The sequence below is a fragment of the Paenibacillus diazotrophicus genome (assembly GCF_042610465.1).
The window spans coordinates 237894-255671 of record NZ_JBGJZN010000007.1 but is presented as its reverse complement, the minus strand read 5'-3'; the positions used below and the strand labels follow the sequence as shown (position 1 = coordinate 255671).

Below are 17778 nucleotides of genomic sequence, written 5' to 3'. Positions count from 1 at the left end.
CATATAAATAAAGCCGACGTACTCAATCAATCCGCACAATCCCCTCGAAATATTCCGCCTACTTATATAAACGTAGTCTCCGAGGCTTCCCGCACCATTACATTAAAATATCCGTAATGACTTCGACCTCCCGCACCCTATACTTATATAAGGGACAAAATTATAAGAAGTTGGGACATTGCCGCATGAAAAAAACGCCACCATTTACGGAAGCGTCCTTCGGTATATAAAAATAACCCAATGGTGCGCTTTTTGTAAACTTTTTCTTTTTATAAATAAATTGAAACGTATGTTCGTAAGTTGCGTATATACCTGTATAAAGTAAAACGGACAGCCCCTCGCCCGATTAGGAGAGGCCGTCCGGTGAATCCCGCACACATTTGGCGCTGCATACGGTTGTTACGCGTAGTGTTGACGCACTACGTTGAAGCGCTTAGCGGCGCTGAGAAGGTCATAACCCGCAGGGCGATCCGTGGTTACTCGCCCCACTTGCGGGGTCAGTGATTACGCACGGTACGGGGTAAGGGACGACGTCGTCCCGAGTTGACTGCCCAAAATTGGACAGCGAGATTATCCGCGTGGCGATCCGTCCGGCTGCAACCGGTAGGCGCGGACATGGGTGCACGAATCATTCAGTTATCTGCGTAGCGATCCCGGCAATTGGCGTTACCAGGCGCGGATGACAATTCGAGTTGTCAAAGTGTTGGTTGAAACTACACTTTACGGCCGTCTATCGTTTGCGCGAAGACGGTCCGGTAATACCCTCATTTAAAATGACGTTAATCGTCTTCTCCGGCGTTGGCGCGCCATCATCGAAGTTAAATCGAACGATGCCGTCCGTTATCCAAGCCGTACACCTTGCGGACGTAAGCGAATTTCCGCCCATGTATCGTTGACCTCGCGGATGTAGAGTCTGCGGCGGTCCTTACGCACTAATCTTCGAGAATACTTCATACGTGTAACTCCTCCGGGCAGTCAAAACGCGGCACCAGCGAAATCAAGTATTGAAGCGCGGTCATACCGCTGAGACGGTCGGCCAGCTTCGGCAGTGATTCGCGCGACAACAAAACGAGGTCAGCGCCTTTGATTCGGTACGAGTCGGCTTTATCCGCAGGCTCTACGAGGCCCAGCGCGGTGCGGCCGTCTTCTGAACGGTAGAGTGCAGCGTTATCGGCTACGAGGATGCCCCGGTTATCCTCCGGCTCCATGCCGCTGCCGGCTTCGGGGAACCAACGGACATTAATGCGCGGATACTTAGGCTGAGACGGCGTATTCATACGAAGTTACCTCCGTTTCAACTGGCGGGACAAGGAAACCAAGTTCTTCGAGCTGTTCGTTGCTTACGTACTGTGTACCGCCGGTGACACGGCGATCGGTTGCGGGTAATGTGCGAAGAAAGGCACGGTAAAGGACTACGATTTGTTGCCGACGTGCTGGCGTGTTTGAGGGTAACGCGGGGTTAATCCAAGTGGCGATGTAGTTGCCGCTGCGGGCGCAGATGCAATATCCAATTTCGTTCATACGGTGAAACCTCCCTATTAATCTGTATGATTGCGGTAAACCGCGACCGGGCGTTCCCGGTTTCGTGCGCCCCGCAGCGCTACTCGTCAGGCGGCTAGATCATGTGGAAATCGTATTGCTGGCCGTGAAAGGTTAGCGCCTCCTGCGTCAACCAATCCCAGGCGGTCATACCCTGCAGCCGCGCGATGATCTCGTCGAAATCGTGGTACGTACCACGGTTTGACAACGTAATCACCGCAGTACTGCGGTCCTCGATGTATAACGCGTCCTGTCCGGTCTGATACACACGCTCGACACGGACAAGGAACAGGCGGCCGTCCTGCGTATAGACTGCGTGGCAGCGGTCAGCGAGGTAGCCGGGGATAATGCGGAAGTCGAGTCCGCCGAAATGGTCAATGATGGCGATTTGTTTCACTATGCGCCCTCCTTACTGCGCCGGACAAGCGCGACCAGAAGTTCAATAGCGGACATTTCCGCGATGCGATCGAAGAACGTTACGTCGTCTACCGGAAGATCGAAGCCTACCGCACCGGGACCGCCTGTCGAATGGTATTCACCGTTGCCGGCGAGTCTCACGCGTTCGAGTACGACCGTCGGGTACTCCGTATCAATGTAGAACGCGTAATTTGGATCGACCAGGACTCCGGCGTACTCATAGCGGACATGGCCGTTGATGGGATCGAGTGGATCGTTGTGTTCGGATACTACGGTGATACGGCCGCTCATAAAAACACCTCTTTTACGAACAAACCGAGAAGGATTACGGAAGCTTTGGCGAAAGGCCACAATGCACCTTTAAGGGCGGCACGGCGTTTCTTTATGGCGCTACGGCCGGTTGTGCGGGATGGGTACGAGGGAACTTCTATAGTAGCGGATGCGATCGAAATTAAATTCGGCATTTTTGAAACCTCCTGTTAATTTATACGTACATAACGTTCGTGTTCATGAACCTATAGTATGTTATCACATACAGTATGTCAACTGCTTATGTACAAAAAGTTTGCGTTATTGAATTTATCGTTCACTTTATATAGAATTAGCGTACAGATCTCTAGGAGGAATACATATGAAACTCCGGCCAAGCTATAAGCCAATGGAGATTACACTCATTAGAAGAGACAAGTCAAAGACATACCTCCGCAATACGCTCGGGCTGTCCCCTGCAACGATCGCAAAGATGTCTAATGGGGAGTTTGTTGCGCTCAGTGTGATTGCGCGAATCTGCGAGGACTTGGAATGTAAGATCGAGGAAGTTGTCGAGTTTGTAGAAGATACGAATACGGACCGCGCCGAATAGGTAGCGGTCTTTTTTACGTTGATTTACCGTTGAATTAGCGCCTATAGCCCGGACCCTTACGCCTACCCTCGGAAGGATCTAGCGCGGCTATATCAAGGGCGTACGCAGGCGGAGCGGTCGATATACGTAGGGCGCCAGCGCGGTCTGACGTAGTGAGTGCAACTGTTAATTTTTGATCAGTTGAACAATATTGCGCTAACTCTACGTTTCCAACTGCTTCATTTGAATCAACTGGAATTCCCGCGCTAACCTTACGCGGATTACGTTTCCAACTGGGAAATTTTCCACACGTGGAATTTGTTCAGGTGCTGATTTTTCAGCGTTTGAACATTTTCACTCTATTTAACGTTTCCAACCAGCAATAATTTGCCGGTTGAGCATCCCGACAAACGGACGCAGACTCTCGTGAAAAAATCGCAGCAACGAACGGTCTGGCCCGAGTGGCAAATCCCCGTATTCCTTAACCTCCGCAGCCGTCCGCGCCGCATACTCGATTAGTTCAAAGATGCGCATGTCGATCGCAGGTTTTGCGCTTATGTGCGTTTCTTCTTCTGCTGACTCCGATTCTTCGCGTACAATCTCACGTTTCAAATCCGCATGAACCGTTCCAATAGACACACCTTCTTGTTGAGCGATCTCCTGCAGCGTAAGTCCCGATTCGCGGGCAACTTGTACTCGTTCAGTCCGTTCAGCTATCGCAGGCGCGGTTGACGCGGTTGCCGGGCGAAACTTACCATCCGCTGACTCTACGTTTTCAACTGGGTATATTTCACCAGTTGAAATTCCTTCCTCTTTCGGAACCCAATTCATTATTGTTTTATGACTAACGCCCAACCATTCGCCAATCAACCGGTAACTCTTGCCTGCCCGTCGCAAGTTTACGGCGGCTTCTTGCTTCTCCTTCTTTGATATATCGCGGCCTAGCGTATTGAGAAAGTACGCATGACCTTCTTTTTCTTCGTCCGTTAGCGCGAGATGACGCATGACCGGCACGAGTTCAATTCCGCAATCAATCGCGGCGCGGTAACGGTATGTTAGGGACGTAAACGCCCTGAGTCCGTCGAGGATAAAAAGAAAGCGCCAGCCTAACGGATTGATTCCGCTAAGACTGGCACTTCTAAAACGTTATCTTATTTAATCGCGCTAAACCCGGCTGGGACGGGAACCGACGCTAACAGTGCGTCTAGACTATCGCTGATACCTTTGGCATCCGAGAATATGTCATGACCGTCTTGGCCCTCTACTAAGCGGTAGATCCGCGCAGACTCAATGCTCGAAGTAAAATCAAAGTACACATTGGAATTTTTTATACCTTGGATATAATCTGCAGCGGGGCTACTTCCACTTGTATCAAAGTTGTCAATGCGATTAACCAACTCCGTCATTTCGTCACACATATCTAGTAGGTCTGCGGAGGTCATAACATTTTTGTATGTACCGGCCTGTTCCTTAAGATCGTTAATTGTCTGCTTGACTTCTCTTATTTGATCTATATCTGCTGTTAGCCTATTCAACGCGGTTCGAGCGTCCGCATCTTCCTTTATGTCCAGCGCTTTCGTGTAGACGTTGACGGCCGACTGGTAATCATTTGCTGATTCGTGCTTTTCTGCCTGAGTAACAAGATCACTGAATTGTTTATCTTTGGAGTTTCCACAAGCAACTAACACCACAGTTAGAAGAAGTAGCGCTCCTAATAACTTTATTTTCTTCATGATTAAACACCCCCATAAATAGAATATGTTTCCTAATTATACGATTCTTTTGGCTGTTCGTGTCAATCGGCATTACGAAATAAGTAGCTGAGATGAACTTACTAGAATTACGCTTGATCCTTACGTTTTTCTTGGCAGCCTACTTTAAGAGAAAAGCGCCGTCCATGGAAGGAACTGGCGCTATTTTTGTCGAAATACTACGGAAGACCCCACGAAAGGACGACGCAGAATGAACCGTTTTATGAAGCCGCTAACCGCTAACGTTCACTTGTACACCGCGCAGATGGAGCGCCTGCCGATTGTTGTCTTTATCGGAGATGAGCTCGCCGGCAGCGGAGTAATCGAAGATATTACGGAGGTGTCCGTTAAGGTGCGCGGCGAGTACTATATGCGTGCGGCCTGCACGTTCAAATACGCGTGTTAGGCGGTAAGATTGCGGATTACGGCGGTGAGATCGAGAAGTGTACTCCGGAGTTCGTGCGGATTGCTGGCGCTTATACGCGAATTATACGTATTTAAAGAAGGTTCTTATGAAAGAGGAACGGGAGGACATCGAAGGTTACGAAGGAATATACGAAATCACACGGTCGGGACGCATAATCTCGGTAAAGACCGGTAAAGCGCGCCATCGAAACGGCGACGAGTACGGATACGCTAACTTCCACCTACATAAGAACGGCGAACGCAAGCTCGCTAAAACGTTTGAATTGCGGAAGCGCGCCTTTCCTAACGCTAGTTACGCAGACTATACGGGACTAAAGTAGAAATCTAATCTTGTATGATACAATCTCAGGGAGGAATTACAATGGACATTCAAAACATTGGCGGTAGTGAGCACTTTGACATTGCCCAGGTTTGTCTAAATGGTCATGTGATTAATGATCACTTTCAGGACAGCCCCCACCTATCTAAGAAATTTTGTACAGCCTGTGGAGAGAGCACTGTGATTAGTTGTTCGGAATGCAACACTCCAATTCAAGGAAAGTCAAGAGCCTCCTTCTCCTACGCATCTAAGTATACCTTGCCGAGATTTTGCCACCATTGCGGTCATTCTTACCCTTGGATTGCTAGGAAGCTGAACGCTGCAGGCGATTTGGCTGACCTAGTCGACGAATTATCCCCAATTGAAAGAGAGAGACTTTCAACTGATTTTCTTGATTTAGTCAAAGACTCGCCAAGTTCTCAAGTCGCTGCTCTAAGGATAAAACGTGCATTTACTAAAGTAACTCCAAACATACAGGAAGCATTTAAAGATATACTCATCTCAGTTATTAGCGCTCCGATTACTAAGTTTATTTGGGGCTAAACGATAAACTCCGTAAACACCGGACTCCGTAGCATCCCCGCGCGAGTCCAGTTTCGCATTTTCACGCGGGCTCTAATACGCGGCTCCACGTAAACGAAGTCGCTGTCCTCGCCGGTTATAAGCGCCTTACTCACGCCATAGAACGCCTTTTTATGCGTAGGTGACGCGCCGAACTCGGTAATGCCGGCGGTCCTCATACGCCGCCTTCTCCCGCGTACCTCCGGACAATGGCGCGCCCACCCGTAAGCACTCCGCAATAAACTCGTCATTAACGTCATCAAACGGAAGGCCCAGCGCATACAGCCGCCAATGTATGAGACGCATTAACGAAGAAAAAGCCGGTCGGCCCTACGTGGGCTTTCCGCTTGTTTGCGTTAATGCGGATTCAAGACGTCATTCATCGGCGAGAAGGCGTCGTGCTGCTCCTTTAACGAACGGTCTGACGGTGTTGTATATCGCATGGTCGAGCGTGGGTCCGTATGCCCTAAGATAGCGGCGAGATGACGCATCGAACCGCCATTCTCCATGAATATCGTGGCTGACGTGTGGCGAAATAGGTGTAAGAATACGTTCGCGTCGATGCCGGCTTTCCTCGCATGTTTCTTGATACGGTCTCTTAGCCGATCGTCGCGTAATCTTCGGCCTTGTTTTGTTAAGAATATGTATTCCGATTCAAACTCACCGTTCATATTAATAAGTATTTTTAGGAGCCGTAAGGTACTATTCGATACTGGAACTGACCGTCCTTTGCGAGTCTTTACTATGTCTGCGTCAAAGTGGAGCATGCCGAGTTTGAAGTCGATACTTTCTCCTTTAAGTGACAGTATTTCGCCAACTCTCGCAAAACTATCAATCAGAACATTTATTGCTACAAAATCTCTGAAATCCGGATATTCTGTTAAATCTATGGATTCAAGCAACTGCTGAAGTTCTTCTACTGTGAGTATTCGAATTTTATTCTCAGGCTCTTTCACTTTCCCCACACGCGCAGCCGGATTACGCGGTATAACGCCTTCCTCATGAAGAAAACGAAACATTGCTTTGATCGCTTTCATCTTTGTATTGACAGTAACCGGGCTTAATCCTAAAGTCATGTTTTCCTGACTTTTATGAGGATGACCGCTCCATTTTAATTGGCCGTAAAGCATCCACCCCATATAAGAGCGTAGTAACTCTGGAGTTACTGACGAGAATACCTTCTCTATACCGCATTTGTCTAGATAACCGCAGAAATACCGATAATACTCCCCGTAGGATTCCACTGTTCGAGGGGATCTACCTTCGGAAATCTTAGCATTGATGAATATTTCAAACAAATAATCGAGTTGCTTATCTGCCGCCTTAACACTCCTTACCAGTCTGTATTTTTCAATATCCGAGCTATTGACCATTCGGGACAACCTTTCTATGCATGTATTAGGCCACTCTCCAGTATAGCGTATTTTGGCAGGTTGAGTTATATTTGCAATATTATGTACTATCGATTAATCACTAATGTATTACGGCTACCGTATTGCGAAAAATAGCGCCCGATCCGCTTAGGACCGAGCGCGTTCGCATTTCTTTACATTCGTTCCAATGGCGAGAACTTCGCGTGCTGTGTTGATACGTCCGTACTGAACAGATTTACGTACATTCTAACGATCTCCAATGAGGTATGGCCTAAGATTTTCTGCAGACTGAACGAATCGCCTCCGTTCATAATATACATCTTCGCAAACGTATGGCGGAATGTATGTGGCGACACTCTCACCCCTTTAATCCGCGCAGCCTGTCCGTAAAGTTGGATCGCCTGCTGGATACCCCGCACTTGGAACGGATTATTATCGATGTTCACAAACAGTCGCGGAGTTGTTAGATAACCACGCATTTCCGTATACTCACGCAGGTGTTTATCTAACGTACGACTAAACGGTACTAAGCGCTCCTTACGACCCTTCCCGTAAACCTTCAACATACGATCACGCCAGTCAATGGAGGTAACTTCCAAACCTTCAAGTTCACTGATGCGAATGCCCGTGTCCAAGAGCGTCAGCATAATCACATAATCTCGATAGCCCGTAAATGTTACGCGATTAGGCGCATCGAGCAGCGCCTTTATTTGCGCGTTGCTGAATGTTTCGATTATACGCTTTTCCGATTTAACGGTGCCTACGCCTTTAAACGGATTACTATCGACGTAGCCTTCAGTATGCAACCAATTAAAGAACGCGCGCCAGCCTCGGATTAACTTATTAATCGTTGCGTCCGAGGGTGTATCCGCACGTCCCCGCTTTATCTTCGAGCTCCGTTTCGTGTCCAGCGCGGTAAGGATGTGATCCCGCGTAACGTCAATCGGTCGCTCTACGTTTTGCGCGGATAATTGAGTGCGCAATTCCTTCGTTGTATCGCGGTAATAGCTTAGAGTTGTATCCGACAGGTTTCGTATGCGGCAATAACGAAGAAACGCGGATTGTGCGGCTTCAAAGTCCGTAGATTCTAGCGGTAGTTCTGTTGCGGATGAATTGCGGCCGGCAGCCGCGAGGTTAACGCGCCGGCTCCGTTCTGCTGCCATATAAATAAACGCCTCCATTCGTTCTACCCGTCAGTAATAACGAATAAAGCGAATGCAGGCGTACAGGTTTCCGTTTAATATGATTCGTAGGACTAGCGTAAGGTTTACCGTTGGGGATACGTACCGACACCGCAATGCTATGCGAATCGAGTGCGTAGGTATGCGCACAAATTTTTAAGTCCTGTGCGTCTGCCTGTTCCGCCACCCCGGCATGATAACAGCGTTGTTAACGCGACAATAAATATATTATCATGGTTTCTGTGGATACGCAATCATAATTTCTATTTAGTGTATACTTATCAAAAAGGCCCGCTCAGCCGGAGCCGATACGGACCTCTTGCGTTGCAGGACTAGCGGCGTTCGCGTTCGCTGCTTCTGTTTCTCATACCAGCCAGACCGAGCAGACCTACCAATCCTAGCCAGCCCCAATTGGAGCCGTTGTCGTTGTCTGTTGCATTAGTGGTCGTGCTTGTAGCCCGGTATCTGCCTGTTTGCGTGGTGTTAGACAGGGGAGAGACCGTGCTGTTATCTCCAGTGCGTACCTTGTCTCTCATGATCGTATCATTGTTACGCAGGGTGCCGGTCGTATTATTTAACATGGTGTTACCCTGTTCGTTCATCATCCGGGTGCCGGTACCCATACGGTCATTCGTAGATGAACCGTTATATATCGGTGCCGTTCCGCCCATACCGGCTGTACCGGAAGCGTTGGATGCATATCCTACTCCCAGCAGGCTCATGGATAGTACAGTGCCGCAGGCAAGACTTGTAATCAGCTTGTTCAAAATGTGATACCCCCTTGTGTGGTTTGTCGCTGATAATTTTCCCCTGCGGCGTGTAATCTATGCAAAGAATTTTATACAGTTACCACATTCACTGTCTTGCTCGCAGGATCATAAGTCACCTTGGCGCCAAGCGCTTCAGCCAATACCCGCACAGGAACATAGGTGGTCCCATTATCCAGCACTCCAACCATAAGCTTAACTCCGTTCAGATTGACCGTAATTTCCACATCTTTATTCACTTCACCCTCACCTCCGGTAATCCGGCTTAAAGCTTCCTTCTCCTGCTGAGCGGTCGGACGCTGGCCTCTCTTAAGCTGTGCAACAGTCAGTCCAAAAGCCATCTGCAAATGGGAATAATCCTTAAAAGAAGTCCAGTCCCCGCCCCATTCGAATCCCAGCTTTTTCGCTTCCTGTACGACCTCCTGCCAGTCTGCCAGCTTGTCTCCATCCCCATTCAGGTTCATGTCCCAAGATACGTTCTGCCCACCCGGAAGCAGCAGCGCGAAGTCCATGGCCAGGCCATAATTATGATAGCTGCTGCCTCCTCTGGCATTGGTTACAATAGTCCCCTTTTGGGTTCTTCCCTGCGCATACAGCGCATTCTGTTCGGCAATGGTGCGCATGCCCTGTGTAATGACAATAGGGATACCTTTGGCATAACATCGCTGAATCAAGACATTTGCAGCCGCCAGCAATACGGGATGAAGACCGCCGAGCCGGGCTGCCGATTTATTAATCACCTCATCTAAAGTCAGCATCTAATCCCCTCCTGGTACAGTAAATGCCCTTTATTCTGCTGTTGCTTGTACGCTGTTCCCTTAAATCTATAAAAAAGAAGACCCCGATTCATCACGGAGCCTGAGTATCTATCCTATAGGGTTGTACGTGTAACCACCTTCCGCACATTTTTTTCGGGATGATTCCTATCCGAACAGGCTATTCTATAAGCGAGAGGTGGGATGACAAAATGGACATTCACAGTGACAGCTACAAAATTGCAGAGTTGACTAAACGGGACGAGGCACTACAGATCATCCGCCAGGCCGAAACGGCAATTGCCCAGATCAATGGCAACAAGCCGGTAACTCTGATCGCTTATGAGAGAACAGGAGCCCCATTTCATACCTAAAAACAAGGCTCCCTCAACTTAGACGATATACGCCTCCACAATATTATCGACATCAATCCACTTCCATTCCTCCGCCCACTGCAGCTTGATCTCGCGCGAGTGGGTGTGGATGGAGGTCACAAATCCGTTCAGCAGCTTCTTCTCAAAAGCATCAAACACCACTAGCGTTACCCGGACATGACTCCGTAGTGACAGTGCCAGCGTATACTCAATCTCCTCCAGCTTCTGTTTATCCAGAAACGGCTTCCCGCGGTGCAGAGTTTCCAATTCTTCATTCCGAATCCGGCTTGTATGATCCGGTAGCATCATTCGGCTGCTCATCCCCAGGCCATTCCCTTCCAGCTTCTTTCCCATTATGTCCCTCCTCCCAGAATTATTCTTGATTCCATTCACCGATTGCGTTCCACTATAACCGAACGTATGTTTGTATTATATGCCTTTATCTGCTTCTTAAGCAATCAGAAAAAAATGTAAATAGCAAGTAAAAAAGCGCCCACAGTTTTTCTGTGCAGCGCCTCTGTAATACCTGAGTGTGTCCTTTTTACTTAACGTCAGTTACCGATGTTCCAGAACCGGACTTTGCATTCGTGTCTGTAGAGTCTGTATTAGCTTTCTTACCTGCTGCATCAGTGCCGCTGTCTGTACCGGACAACGTTCCCTCTGCCGCACTTTCCGGCTCAATCAGCCCCGCGGCTGCTCTGGCTTCATTCAGCTTGGAGATTCCGTACAGCATCGCAACGTCCGCCTGCTGGTTCATATCGTTGAACTCATCGGCTGTAACGTTCGGGGAGGCGGCATCTTTTGCGGCCTTCTCTTTGATCGAGTACGCGCTCTGAAACGCAATTACCGATTCTTTCAGGAGCTTTTGAATATCTTCGGGCAGGCTTTTGGAAATCTTCACATCTTTGACTTCATCGGCTATATCAGTAGCAGTATCCTGAAATTGATCTATCGCCTTTTCCATTTCTTTGTCCGATGCTTTTCCACTTGAAAACGAGGTTAGGGTTGTGTTGAACTCCTCCAATGAGGATTTGCCCAGTTCATCAAATTTTGACATTTCATTATAAAAGCTTTGCACCTTCTCCTGTACCTCTTCATGGGAAGCAGGTGCCGAAGTATTATTGTTGCAGGCGCTTAGAATCACCACTACCATTAATAACGCTGCCAGTAAGGCTTGTCTCATATTTATATCCCTCCAATTAACAGAATAATAGCGAGTTTTGTAAAGTGCAACTGAAAATTATGTAAAATTAGAATGAATGGAACATTTGACAGAAAGGAAGCGTATTCATTAATTCAGTGAGTAATATTTAATAAAAAGAATCACAAGCAGTGTCTGGAAATCTTTGTTTGTACTATAATGATTTCATTATGACTGACAGAAAGGAAGATTGACCATGCCTTATTGCACAAGCTGTGGAGCAGAATACGAGCAAGGCGCCAAATTTTGCGGAGAATGTGGAGCAAGTACGGAGGGAGACTCAGCTGCACAGATACGCCGACATTCAGCTGGAAGAGCACCCGGATCGGGCTCAGGGCCTGAAGTCGAGCTGTGGCAGGGTAAACCAGCCGGTATTGCTGACCGCCTCAAAGGCATTGTGCGGCTGAACACAACCACATATACGATCACCAGCCAGCGTATTATGGTCAAAACCGGACTGATTGGCAAGGACGTTGAAGAAATCGAGCTGCTGCGAGTGAATGACTTCTCTGTGGACCAGTCGATCATGCAGCGTATTCTCGGCATCGGGATGCTTACGATATTTTCGGACGATGCTTCATCACCGCAGCTGCTATTCCGCAGAATCCGCCAACCCCAAACCGTTAAGGATGTACTCCGCAAAGCGGTACGCGATGAAAAAATCGCCAACAATATCAGCTACCGCGAACAAATCTAACCGCTGATCTGCCTCGTAGGAAGGATAGAACGCCCCGGCCCGGATGGACGCTTAAACCTGGCTGGGGCTGTCCCACATCTGAACCGTTCGCGCATTGCTCTGTTTTTCATACGATTATGTATGTTTCTTTCCCCGGTTATCTGGAATACCTCATCGGAAGCAGTTCGGCTGCATTCACCTTGATCACTCTTCCCTCAACAGGCACAATTACCTTGCAATCCTTGCCGTAATCGGCGATCAGCTCTCTGCACATGCCGCAGGGCGAGACGACTTTAATCTCCCGCTCAGGGTTGTCAGGATCGGGATGTCTTACCGCGACTATCAGATCAAACTCCTTGTATCCCTCCGATATAGCCTTACCTATCACCATCGCTTCTGCGCAGACCGTTACTCTGGATAAACTGGCTTCCACATGAACGGCGGTGAAGATTTCTCCCGTCTTGGTCTGTAGAGCCGCTCCCACATGATGACGTTCCCACTCATAACGTTTCGTGATGATCTCCTGTGCGGAGGCAATCAAATTCTGATCCTCAGAAGTAATCTCATATTCCATTAACCGTACCCCCTTTTTACTATTTTCAGTATACTAAAGGAGGCTATATTTAAGATATACTGGTTAAGTCTGCGTATGCGTTAAGCGCAGGCTTACAAACTTATAGGGGGCAGCACAGTGAAGTCCAAGAAATTCATCCCGAGTCTCATCATCATCCTGGTGCTTTTGGCCGCCGCATACTGGTATGAGGAGAATGGTCCGCTGCCTGGCAGTCAGAACTCCACAGAAGATACTGATGTTGTCCAGCTGGACTTTCCAAGTGACCGTTATCCGGAGACTGCTCAGCACATTCAAGATGCTATCCGAAGTGGAGAGTCGTCCATTTGCACTATCGACCGGCAGGAAGCTGAAGAGAACCGTAAAGAGTCACTGAAGGGGATTCCGACCAAAAAAGGCTATGACCGCGATGAATGGCCGATGGCCATGTGCGAGGAGGGCGGCAGCGGAGCTGACATCGAATACATAACGCCAAAAGATAACCGCGGGGCTGGCAGCTGGGTGGGCAATCAATTGGAGGAGCTGCCTGACGGAACGCGAGTAGAATTCATGTTCAGATAGCGCACACATTGATCGTGGAAACCCGTATAGCCCTATCAGGCTTTTAGCCTGACAGGGCAACAATCACGGCTGGAGATTCTAGAACATCCAGGCTCTGGTGATAATTACCAGAAGAATGAACAGTACCAGAATTGCACCTGTTGAAGTAAAGGGACTGACAACCGGTACTACTGGGGGTCCCTGATTTACTCCACCGACATTATTTCCACAACCGCAACCATAATCTGCTCCCATTATTAATTCCTCCTCTGAAATAATGACTACAGCACAGAATATGTTGCAGGCCATTGTACTGCATGGGCCAATAGGCAAAGAAATTCCGATTCATCTAATTATGTAAGCCCAACCTTCCAAGCTGAAAACACTTGATATTACTATCTGATTGCTATATGCTTAGATACATAAGAACACAGGTTCGCGTAATTATTAAGCCCTCTGGGCTTTTCTTTTGGCCATAAATACGAACATACGATCTTGTATCTGAGGTGAATCAAATGCATTCATATTATCAAATGACTGCTCTGGAGAAATGGACGGAGGATTTATATGAACGGCTGGATATCTGTAAGCCGGCACAAATTTCGATTGCGTATATTGCCGAACGCCTGAATATTTGGGTTCATTATTTGGACGTGAGGAGCAAAGGGATTGAAGCCTCTGCCGGTATGTACAGTATGTTCATCGATAACCGGCTTTCTGAAGAACTGCAGCGCCTGGAATTTCTGCAGGAGCTTTGTCACCTGCTCCGTCATTCCGGGAGCCATACGCTGATGCCTGAGCAATATAGTCAAGCGGAACAGGATGAATCGGAACGCTTTATTCTGTATGCAGCAATGCCTTACTCCATAATCTCGAAGATGACCCTGCCTGAGCTCCGCGAAGAAGCGATTCAGGAGCTTGCCGCCACATTTCAGGTTCCCAGCGAATTGGCTCTGCAGCGGATCGATCAAATTCAGCGGCGTGTGTTCCAGGGGCAGCTAATGGCTGTTATGGAGAGAAATGAGGACCGAAAATTAATCCACAGACATATTCGCTAAACGCATAGGAGATAATATGCAGACACGAATCTGCTGCAATATGAGCTCAAGCCATCAGATTTAAGCGAAATTACCCTTAGGGGGGAACGGTATGGAAGCCATCGAAATAATCCACTTATTATTGAACCATCCGGATTACAACGTGGACGCGGTGCATCCCGAAATCCCGGATTTTGTTGGTATCGAGGCCATTGAAGTGAACCATGAGACTCAGACTTTTTCCATTCTGCTGCAGGAGCCTCAGGAAGATTAGGCACTTATGCCGCAAGGCTGGCCAATCCACAAAAAAGTGACCCCGCCGGCATTCCGGCAGGGTCCAAATATCTTAATTATGGGAATATGCTGTTAGTATATTCCTTCTAGCTTAAATACATATGAAATAGAGCTATTCTATTATAGATAAGAAAAAACCCTAACAAACTTTCGTTAGGGTACTAACACAGTGCAATTAGAATGCACCAGCTTGAGCTATTCCATTAAACGTAACAGGTCCAGCGATTGTTATTGCTGGCCCTGGGCCCGTATCTACTGCATACATGGTATAGCGCAGCTCGCCCGAAGCAGGGACAGTCGGATGGAAATCCGCTGCGGTGAAAGAAATCAGATTGTTCCCTGTGATCAAATCTGCAATGGCGGTATAGATTACAGTACCCGTACCGCTAACGCCTGTTCCGCCTCTTTCCACAGTGATAGTGACTTGGTTCGCAGCCACACCGACTAGACCTATGGTGCCCCACAGCTCTATGCGGACGTCAGCCTCATTAGGAGTACCGATTACTGCGGCTACCTGAAGACCTATGTCACCAAGCAGGATTGGCGTTCCTTCTGGAACCGGAGTTGTACCGGTAGGTCCCGCCAGGGCCGTTGAAGTTCTGGAATCAAGGAATTGAATTGGCATTTCACTCTCTCCTTTATATAAAGATTTCTTCCGGAAGATAGTACATTGTATGAGCCGGATCATAGTATTGTTTGTACTATCGACTCAATGGTATGAGTACAAAATAAAGCAACCAATTCATTACCTTTTACAATTATCACTGGCCTACTACATTGATACTTTGGCAAATTTGTAGAAAAGCAGCTTGAATCTGTGGAATAAAAGTCTCCGTTATCAAATACATTAGCAAGCTTAAAAATATGGCCCTTCCCCACTCAAGCATATTCGCTTCTACGAGCCTATAAATAGCAAAAACCCCTTGCTAGGCAAGGGGTTTTAAGAAGTGGGCCCTACAGGACTCGAACCTGTGACCAATCGGTTATGAGCCGACCGCTCTAACCAACTGAGCTAAGGGCCCGGATCTAGGATTCCGTATATACAATGGCTGTCTGAGAAAATANATCGGTTATGAGCCGACCGCTCTAACCAACTGAGCTAAGGGCCCGGATCTAGGATTCCGTATATACAATGGCTGTCTGAGAAAATAAAATTGGTTGCGGGGGCAGGATTTGAACCTGCGGCCTTCGGGTTATGAGCCCGACGAGCTACCGGGCTGCTCCACCCCGCGTCAGTAATTATATTCAAACAGCGACAATAGATAATATACATCATATCCGGGTCAATAGTCAAGCATGATTTTGACCAATGGGTTCAAGGCAGAAAACGAACACCATAGCGGCCCTTGCGTGAACGGTATATTTCCACAAAACGCGGGTCATGATAGCCGTATATCCAGCCGTCCTGCTCCAGCCTCTTGGCCAGACATCCGGCTTGAAATCTCGTCCTGAACAGCTTCGCGAAGTATATCCAGTTCATGATACCTTCTTCTCCTTCTCCGCAAAATTATGATTGCTCTGTTGCTAAAGATATCATGCCCTGTTTCCAGAAAATAAGCCGCCGGTTTCCGGCGGCGGCTGTGTAATTTTCTGGGTGCGTCTTATTTGGTTGTTGGGCTTTTCCCAGGCCAGCCATTCTCAACATCAAAATACTTCTCAGGCTCTTTCTGCAGAGCCTTCAGCATGAGATTGCCCTGTTTCTCCCAGGCTTGAAGAGCACTGGTAACGGTTCGTTTGCCTTGATACACCTCAGTGAATAAGATCCGCCCGACATCATTGATCTGGGTAATTCCAGGAATGCGCGCCTGCAGACTGTCCATGGCCGGATCACTCGCCGGCAGTGGCTTCTGGATGCAGAACGGAGTAAGATCCAGACCTTTTTCCGGAGGTACATTATAATCTTTTCGTGAAGTCAGCTCGTAGTGGTTATGGGCTTTGATTTTGGCAACCTCGTTGCTGTTGACAAATTGGATCAGATCCCAGGCATCCTCTTTGTTTTGTGCCAATGTATTGACCGCCATCAAGCTGTATAGCGTGGTTCCCATAGCTACCCCGGGCTTTTCTGCAAAGGTAGGTACGGACACGATGCCCCACTCTACAGGCTGGAAATTTTTAATGAGTGAGGCGTTCCTGTTGGCTGCTGTTAGCTCATTGATATAACCGTATTCGCCAACTGTCATAGCCGCTTTGCTTGTCAGAAACAAGTCGCCACCCACAGGAGAAGATTCGGGGTTACTAATTTCCTGCAAGCCCGGAATGATCTGTTTTTTGATCAGAAGGTTGAAATCCGTCCATACCTTGCTCCAGTAAGGAGTGTTTACGGTCATTTGCCCCCCATTATGATCGTACATCGCCAGCTGCAGCGGAGAAAGGTAGTTCAGCATATCCCAGAATGGATCATTCGCATAGCGGTTCAAGGCTAATCCATAGATGCGGCCTTTGTCCTGTTTGGACACTTTCGTAACCTTGGCAGCGACAGAGAACAATTTCTCCCAAGTCATCCCGTTCTCTGGGTAGGCTACCCCGGCAGCATCGAATATCTTTTTGTTATAAAACAGTGCACTTGAAGAAAAGGTAGGGGTCAATGCATACAGTTGCCCTTTGCCCAGCTCCCGTATTCCGTCCAGTACGGTGGGAGCTATATTACTGAGATCGTAATGGTCACGATCAATCAGAGGCTGCAGTGGGTCCACCAAATTGTGGTCAGCCAGTCTTTTTAGCAGTGTATTATCGACAATAACCACATCCACCGGCTTAGCACCGCCCATAATCGCCCGCATACTGTCCAGGTTATCCGGACCCGCCACAGAGTCTGGGATACTGAAGCGGAGCTTCTCGGTATCAATGGCCGGGACGAACTCCAGCTTAACCTCAGGATGCTGCAACTCATAGAGATCGGTAAACTGCTGGCGGAAATAATTGTCGTCCTCCCCGCTCCACAAGCTCCCGATACGCAGTACCCGCTGCCCTTCAGAGCCCTTGGAACCCTCGGCTGCGGCACGAATCCCTCCTGCAGATGTAAGCGGCAGCACAAGTGCCGCACAGATGCCAAGTGACAGCCAGCGTTTGGCTGCCGTACTGATTCCCTTACTATTCATGAATAAATCCCCTCCTGGTCGAATTCTTATCTCCCTTACGGAAATAAAACTTTCCTA

28 protein-coding genes, 2 tRNA genes and 1 pseudogene are annotated in these 17778 nt (G+C 48.2%); 9 read left to right on the top strand and 22 right to left on the bottom strand.

Annotated elements, in window-relative coordinates; translation table 11 throughout:
• Positions 1-950 precede the first annotated feature (950 nt).
• From ACAN54_RS23865 to ACAN54_RS23845, 5 genes are all read right to left on the bottom strand, one after another.
• A complete protein-coding gene (locus tag ACAN54_RS23865) occupies positions 951-1277 on the bottom strand; it encodes a hypothetical protein (protein ID WP_379161337.1) in 327 nt (108 codons plus the stop codon).
• The gene (locus ACAN54_RS23860; protein ID WP_379161335.1) at positions 1255-1521 is read right to left on the bottom strand and encodes a hypothetical protein; all 267 of its coding nucleotides are present in this window, start codon (positions 1519-1521) and stop codon (positions 1255-1257) included. Before ACAN54_RS23860 ends, ACAN54_RS23865 begins: the two co-directional genes overlap by 23 nt.
• Before the next feature lie 94 nt (positions 1522-1615).
• The gene (locus ACAN54_RS23855) at positions 1616-1936 is read right to left on the bottom strand and encodes a hypothetical protein (protein ID WP_379161333.1); all 321 of its coding nucleotides are present in this window, start codon (positions 1934-1936) and stop codon (positions 1616-1618) included.
• A complete protein-coding gene (locus ACAN54_RS23850) occupies positions 1936-2247 on the bottom strand; it encodes a hypothetical protein (RefSeq protein WP_379161331.1) in 312 nt (103 codons plus the stop codon). The genes ACAN54_RS23855 and ACAN54_RS23850 overlap by 1 nt, the downstream gene beginning before the upstream one ends.
• Positions 2244-2420 (bottom strand): hypothetical protein, encoded by a 177-nt coding sequence (locus ACAN54_RS23845; protein ID WP_379161329.1) that lies wholly within the window; start codon positions 2418-2420, stop codon positions 2244-2246. The genes ACAN54_RS23850 and ACAN54_RS23845 overlap by 4 nt, the downstream gene beginning before the upstream one ends.
• A 167-nt stretch (positions 2421-2587) precedes the next feature.
• On the opposite strand from ACAN54_RS23845, the gene ACAN54_RS23840 reads away from it, so the two are divergent.
• Positions 2588-2818, top strand: coding sequence for a helix-turn-helix domain-containing protein (locus tag ACAN54_RS23840; RefSeq protein ID WP_379161327.1), 231 nt, complete (start codon positions 2588-2590; stop codon positions 2816-2818).
• Positions 2819-3160: 342 nt separating this feature from the next.
• Here ACAN54_RS23840 and ACAN54_RS23835 read toward each other — a convergent pair whose 3' ends face one another.
• Both ACAN54_RS23835 and ACAN54_RS23830 read right to left on the bottom strand, forming a co-directional pair.
• Positions 3161-3802 carry a hypothetical protein gene (locus ACAN54_RS23835; protein WP_379161325.1) on the bottom strand — a complete coding sequence of 214 codons (642 nt, stop codon included), beginning with the start codon at positions 3800-3802 and terminating at the stop codon, positions 3161-3163.
• A gap of 146 nt (positions 3803-3948) precedes the next feature.
• Positions 3949-4530 carry a hypothetical protein gene (locus tag ACAN54_RS23830; protein ID WP_379161323.1) on the bottom strand — a complete coding sequence of 194 codons (582 nt, stop codon included), beginning with the start codon at positions 4528-4530 and terminating at the stop codon, positions 3949-3951.
• Between the two features lie 229 nt (positions 4531-4759).
• On the opposite strand from ACAN54_RS23830, the gene ACAN54_RS23825 reads away from it, so the two are divergent.
• The 3 genes from ACAN54_RS23825 to ACAN54_RS23815 all read left to right on the top strand — a co-directional run bounded on the left by ACAN54_RS23825 (position 4760) and on the right by ACAN54_RS23815 (position 5836).
• Complete coding sequence (locus tag ACAN54_RS23825; RefSeq protein ID WP_379161321.1) at positions 4760-4954, top strand: hypothetical protein; 195 nt, start codon at positions 4760-4762, stop codon at positions 4952-4954.
• A 106-nt stretch (positions 4955-5060) separates the two neighbouring features.
• Positions 5061-5294, top strand: coding sequence for an NUMOD4 domain-containing protein (locus tag ACAN54_RS23820; protein WP_379161319.1), 234 nt, complete (start codon positions 5061-5063; stop codon positions 5292-5294).
• Between the two features lie 41 nt (positions 5295-5335).
• Complete coding sequence (locus ACAN54_RS23815; protein ID WP_379161317.1) at positions 5336-5836, top strand: DUF2321 domain-containing protein; 501 nt, start codon at positions 5336-5338, stop codon at positions 5834-5836.
• Here the strand turns inward: ACAN54_RS23815 and ACAN54_RS29920 are convergent.
• From ACAN54_RS29920 to ACAN54_RS23790, 6 genes and pseudogenes are all read right to left on the bottom strand, one after another.
• Positions 5833-6033: pseudogene (locus ACAN54_RS29920) on the bottom strand (ATP-dependent DNA ligase); the annotation flags it as partial. The gene ACAN54_RS23815 and the pseudogene ACAN54_RS29920 sit on opposite strands and share 4 nt — an antisense overlap.
• Positions 5987-6160, bottom strand: a complete 174-nt coding sequence (locus ACAN54_RS23810; RefSeq protein WP_379161315.1) for a hypothetical protein — start codon at positions 6158-6160, stop codon at positions 5987-5989. The pseudogene ACAN54_RS29920 and the gene ACAN54_RS23810, both read right to left, overlap by 47 nt.
• A gap of 50 nt (positions 6161-6210) precedes the next feature.
• Entirely contained in the window at positions 6211-7227 is a 1017-nt protein-coding gene (locus tag ACAN54_RS23805; RefSeq protein ID WP_379161313.1) for a tyrosine-type recombinase/integrase, read from the bottom strand.
• 173 nt (positions 7228-7400) lie between these two features.
• On the bottom strand, positions 7401-8390 hold the full coding sequence (locus tag ACAN54_RS23800) for a tyrosine-type recombinase/integrase (RefSeq protein WP_379161311.1): 990 nt from the start codon (positions 8388-8390) through the stop codon (positions 7401-7403).
• A 350-nt stretch (positions 8391-8740) separates the two neighbouring features.
• Entirely contained in the window at positions 8741-9175 is a 435-nt protein-coding gene (locus ACAN54_RS23795; RefSeq protein ID WP_379161309.1) for a WGxxGxxG family protein, read from the bottom strand.
• Positions 9176-9246: 71 nt separating this feature from the next.
• On the bottom strand, positions 9247-9933 hold the full coding sequence (locus tag ACAN54_RS23790) for a M15 family metallopeptidase (protein ID WP_379161307.1): 687 nt from the start codon (positions 9931-9933) through the stop codon (positions 9247-9249).
• Positions 9934-10142: 209 nt separating this feature from the next.
• On the opposite strand from ACAN54_RS23790, the gene ACAN54_RS23785 reads away from it, so the two are divergent.
• Complete coding sequence (locus ACAN54_RS23785; RefSeq protein WP_379161305.1) at positions 10143-10304, top strand: hypothetical protein; 162 nt, start codon at positions 10143-10145, stop codon at positions 10302-10304.
• 18 nt (positions 10305-10322) lie between these two features.
• Here the strand turns inward: ACAN54_RS23785 and ACAN54_RS23780 are convergent, their stop codons facing one another.
• A complete protein-coding gene (locus tag ACAN54_RS23780) occupies positions 10323-10658 on the bottom strand; it encodes a YolD-like family protein (protein ID WP_379161304.1) in 336 nt (111 codons plus the stop codon).
• A 187-nt stretch (positions 10659-10845) separates the two neighbouring features.
• Positions 10846-11487 (bottom strand): hypothetical protein, encoded by a 642-nt coding sequence (locus ACAN54_RS23775; RefSeq protein WP_379161302.1) that lies wholly within the window; start codon positions 11485-11487, stop codon positions 10846-10848.
• Positions 11488-11701: 214 nt separating this feature from the next.
• Between ACAN54_RS23775 and ACAN54_RS23770 the strand changes: the two genes are divergently transcribed.
• Positions 11702-12202 carry a PH domain-containing protein gene (locus ACAN54_RS23770; RefSeq protein WP_379161300.1) on the top strand — a complete coding sequence of 167 codons (501 nt, stop codon included), beginning with the start codon at positions 11702-11704 and terminating at the stop codon, positions 12200-12202.
• 136 nt (positions 12203-12338) lie between these two features.
• On the opposite strand, the gene ACAN54_RS23765 is transcribed toward ACAN54_RS23770, so the two are convergent.
• Positions 12339-12755, bottom strand: coding sequence for a cytidine deaminase (locus ACAN54_RS23765; RefSeq protein ID WP_379161298.1), 417 nt, complete (start codon positions 12753-12755; stop codon positions 12339-12341).
• A gap of 117 nt (positions 12756-12872) precedes the next feature.
• Between ACAN54_RS23765 and ACAN54_RS23760 the strand changes: the two genes are divergently transcribed.
• Complete coding sequence (locus tag ACAN54_RS23760; RefSeq protein ID WP_379161296.1) at positions 12873-13313, top strand: NucA/NucB deoxyribonuclease domain-containing protein; 441 nt, start codon at positions 12873-12875, stop codon at positions 13311-13313.
• A gap of 78 nt (positions 13314-13391) precedes the next feature.
• On the opposite strand, the gene ACAN54_RS23755 is transcribed toward ACAN54_RS23760, so the two are convergent.
• Positions 13392-13547, bottom strand: a complete 156-nt coding sequence (locus tag ACAN54_RS23755; RefSeq protein WP_379161294.1) for a YjcZ family sporulation protein — start codon at positions 13545-13547, stop codon at positions 13392-13394.
• Positions 13548-13825: 278 nt separating this feature from the next.
• Between ACAN54_RS23755 and ACAN54_RS23750 the strand changes: the two genes are divergently transcribed.
• Together ACAN54_RS23750 and ACAN54_RS23745 are read left to right on the top strand one after the other, a co-directional pair.
• Positions 13826-14350: an ImmA/IrrE family metallo-endopeptidase gene (locus ACAN54_RS23750; protein ID WP_379161292.1), complete on the top strand. Its 525-nt coding sequence runs from the start codon at positions 13826-13828 to the stop codon at positions 14348-14350.
• A gap of 91 nt (positions 14351-14441) precedes the next feature.
• Positions 14442-14603, top strand: coding sequence for a hypothetical protein (locus ACAN54_RS23745; protein ID WP_379161290.1), 162 nt, complete (start codon positions 14442-14444; stop codon positions 14601-14603).
• 195 nt (positions 14604-14798) lie between these two features.
• Here the strand turns inward: ACAN54_RS23745 and ACAN54_RS23740 are convergent, their stop codons facing one another.
• The 5 genes from ACAN54_RS23740 to ACAN54_RS23720 form a co-directional block, all read right to left on the bottom strand.
• Entirely contained in the window at positions 14799-15248 is a 450-nt protein-coding gene (locus ACAN54_RS23740; RefSeq protein WP_379161288.1) for a hypothetical protein, read from the bottom strand.
• 323 nt (positions 15249-15571) lie between these two features.
• Positions 15572-15645 (bottom strand) — tRNA-Ile (locus ACAN54_RS23735).
• Positions 15646-15778: 133 nt separating this feature from the next.
• Positions 15779-15855: transfer RNA gene (locus ACAN54_RS23730), tRNA-Met, on the bottom strand.
• Positions 15856-15938: 83 nt separating this feature from the next.
• A complete protein-coding gene (locus ACAN54_RS23725) occupies positions 15939-16103 on the bottom strand; it encodes a hypothetical protein (protein WP_019909365.1) in 165 nt (54 codons plus the stop codon).
• A 121-nt stretch (positions 16104-16224) separates the two neighbouring features.
• Complete coding sequence (locus tag ACAN54_RS23720) at positions 16225-17721, bottom strand: ABC transporter substrate-binding protein (RefSeq protein ID WP_379161286.1); 1497 nt, start codon at positions 17719-17721, stop codon at positions 16225-16227.
• Positions 17722-17778 lie beyond the last annotated feature (57 nt).

Coding starts and splice junctions, on each gene's coding strand:
- ACAN54_RS23810 (WP_379161315.1), bottom strand. CDS start 6,160: ATGCGTCTCATACATTGGCGGCTGTATGCGCTGGGCCTTCCGTTTGAT.
- ACAN54_RS23780 (WP_379161304.1), bottom strand. CDS start 10,658: ATGGGAAAGAAGCTGGAAGGGAATGGCCTGGGGATGAGCAGCCGAATG.
- ACAN54_RS23835 (WP_379161325.1), bottom strand. CDS start 3,802: ATGCGTCATCTCGCGCTAACGGACGAAGAAAAAGAAGGTCATGCGTAC.
- ACAN54_RS23755 (WP_379161294.1), bottom strand. CDS start 13,547: ATGGGAGCAGATTATGGTTGCGGTTGTGGAAATAATGTCGGTGGAGTA.
- ACAN54_RS23765 (WP_379161298.1), bottom strand. CDS start 12,755: ATGGAATATGAGATTACTTCTGAGGATCAGAATTTGATTGCCTCCGCA.
- ACAN54_RS23770 (WP_379161300.1), top strand. CDS start 11,702: ATGCCTTATTGCACAAGCTGTGGAGCAGAATACGAGCAAGGCGCCAAA.
- ACAN54_RS23800 (WP_379161311.1), bottom strand. CDS start 8,390: ATGGCAGCAGAACGGAGCCGGCGCGTTAACCTCGCGGCTGCCGGCCGC.
- ACAN54_RS23865 (WP_379161337.1), bottom strand. CDS start 1,277: ATGAATACGCCGTCTCAGCCTAAGTATCCGCGCATTAATGTCCGTTGG.
- ACAN54_RS23785 (WP_379161305.1), top strand. CDS start 10,143: ATGGACATTCACAGTGACAGCTACAAAATTGCAGAGTTGACTAAACGG.
- ACAN54_RS23820 (WP_379161319.1), top strand. CDS start 5,061: ATGAAAGAGGAACGGGAGGACATCGAAGGTTACGAAGGAATATACGAA.
- ACAN54_RS23775 (WP_379161302.1), bottom strand. CDS start 11,487: ATGAGACAAGCCTTACTGGCAGCGTTATTAATGGTAGTGGTGATTCTA.
- ACAN54_RS23805 (WP_379161313.1), bottom strand. CDS start 7,227: ATGGTCAATAGCTCGGATATTGAAAAATACAGACTGGTAAGGAGTGTT.
- ACAN54_RS23790 (WP_379161307.1), bottom strand. CDS start 9,933: ATGCTGACTTTAGATGAGGTGATTAATAAATCGGCAGCCCGGCTCGGC.
- ACAN54_RS23845 (WP_379161329.1), bottom strand. CDS start 2,420: ATGCCGAATTTAATTTCGATCGCATCCGCTACTATAGAAGTTCCCTCG.
- ACAN54_RS23720 (WP_379161286.1), bottom strand. CDS start 17,721: ATGAATAGTAAGGGAATCAGTACGGCAGCCAAACGCTGGCTGTCACTT.
- ACAN54_RS23860 (WP_379161335.1), bottom strand. CDS start 1,521: ATGAACGAAATTGGATATTGCATCTGCGCCCGCAGCGGCAACTACATC.
- ACAN54_RS23850 (WP_379161331.1), bottom strand. CDS start 2,247: ATGAGCGGCCGTATCACCGTAGTATCCGAACACAACGATCCACTCGAT.
- ACAN54_RS23830 (WP_379161323.1), bottom strand. CDS start 4,530: ATGAAGAAAATAAAGTTATTAGGAGCGCTACTTCTTCTAACTGTGGTG.
- ACAN54_RS23745 (WP_379161290.1), top strand. CDS start 14,442: ATGGAAGCCATCGAAATAATCCACTTATTATTGAACCATCCGGATTAC.
- ACAN54_RS23815 (WP_379161317.1), top strand. CDS start 5,336: ATGGACATTCAAAACATTGGCGGTAGTGAGCACTTTGACATTGCCCAG.
- ACAN54_RS23825 (WP_379161321.1), top strand. CDS start 4,760: ATGAACCGTTTTATGAAGCCGCTAACCGCTAACGTTCACTTGTACACC.
- ACAN54_RS23750 (WP_379161292.1), top strand. CDS start 13,826: ATGACTGCTCTGGAGAAATGGACGGAGGATTTATATGAACGGCTGGAT.
- ACAN54_RS23840 (WP_379161327.1), top strand. CDS start 2,588: ATGAAACTCCGGCCAAGCTATAAGCCAATGGAGATTACACTCATTAGA.
- ACAN54_RS23725 (WP_019909365.1), bottom strand. CDS start 16,103: ATGAACTGGATATACTTCGCGAAGCTGTTCAGGACGAGATTTCAAGCC.
- ACAN54_RS23740 (WP_379161288.1), bottom strand. CDS start 15,248: ATGCCAATTCAATTCCTTGATTCCAGAACTTCAACGGCCCTGGCGGGA.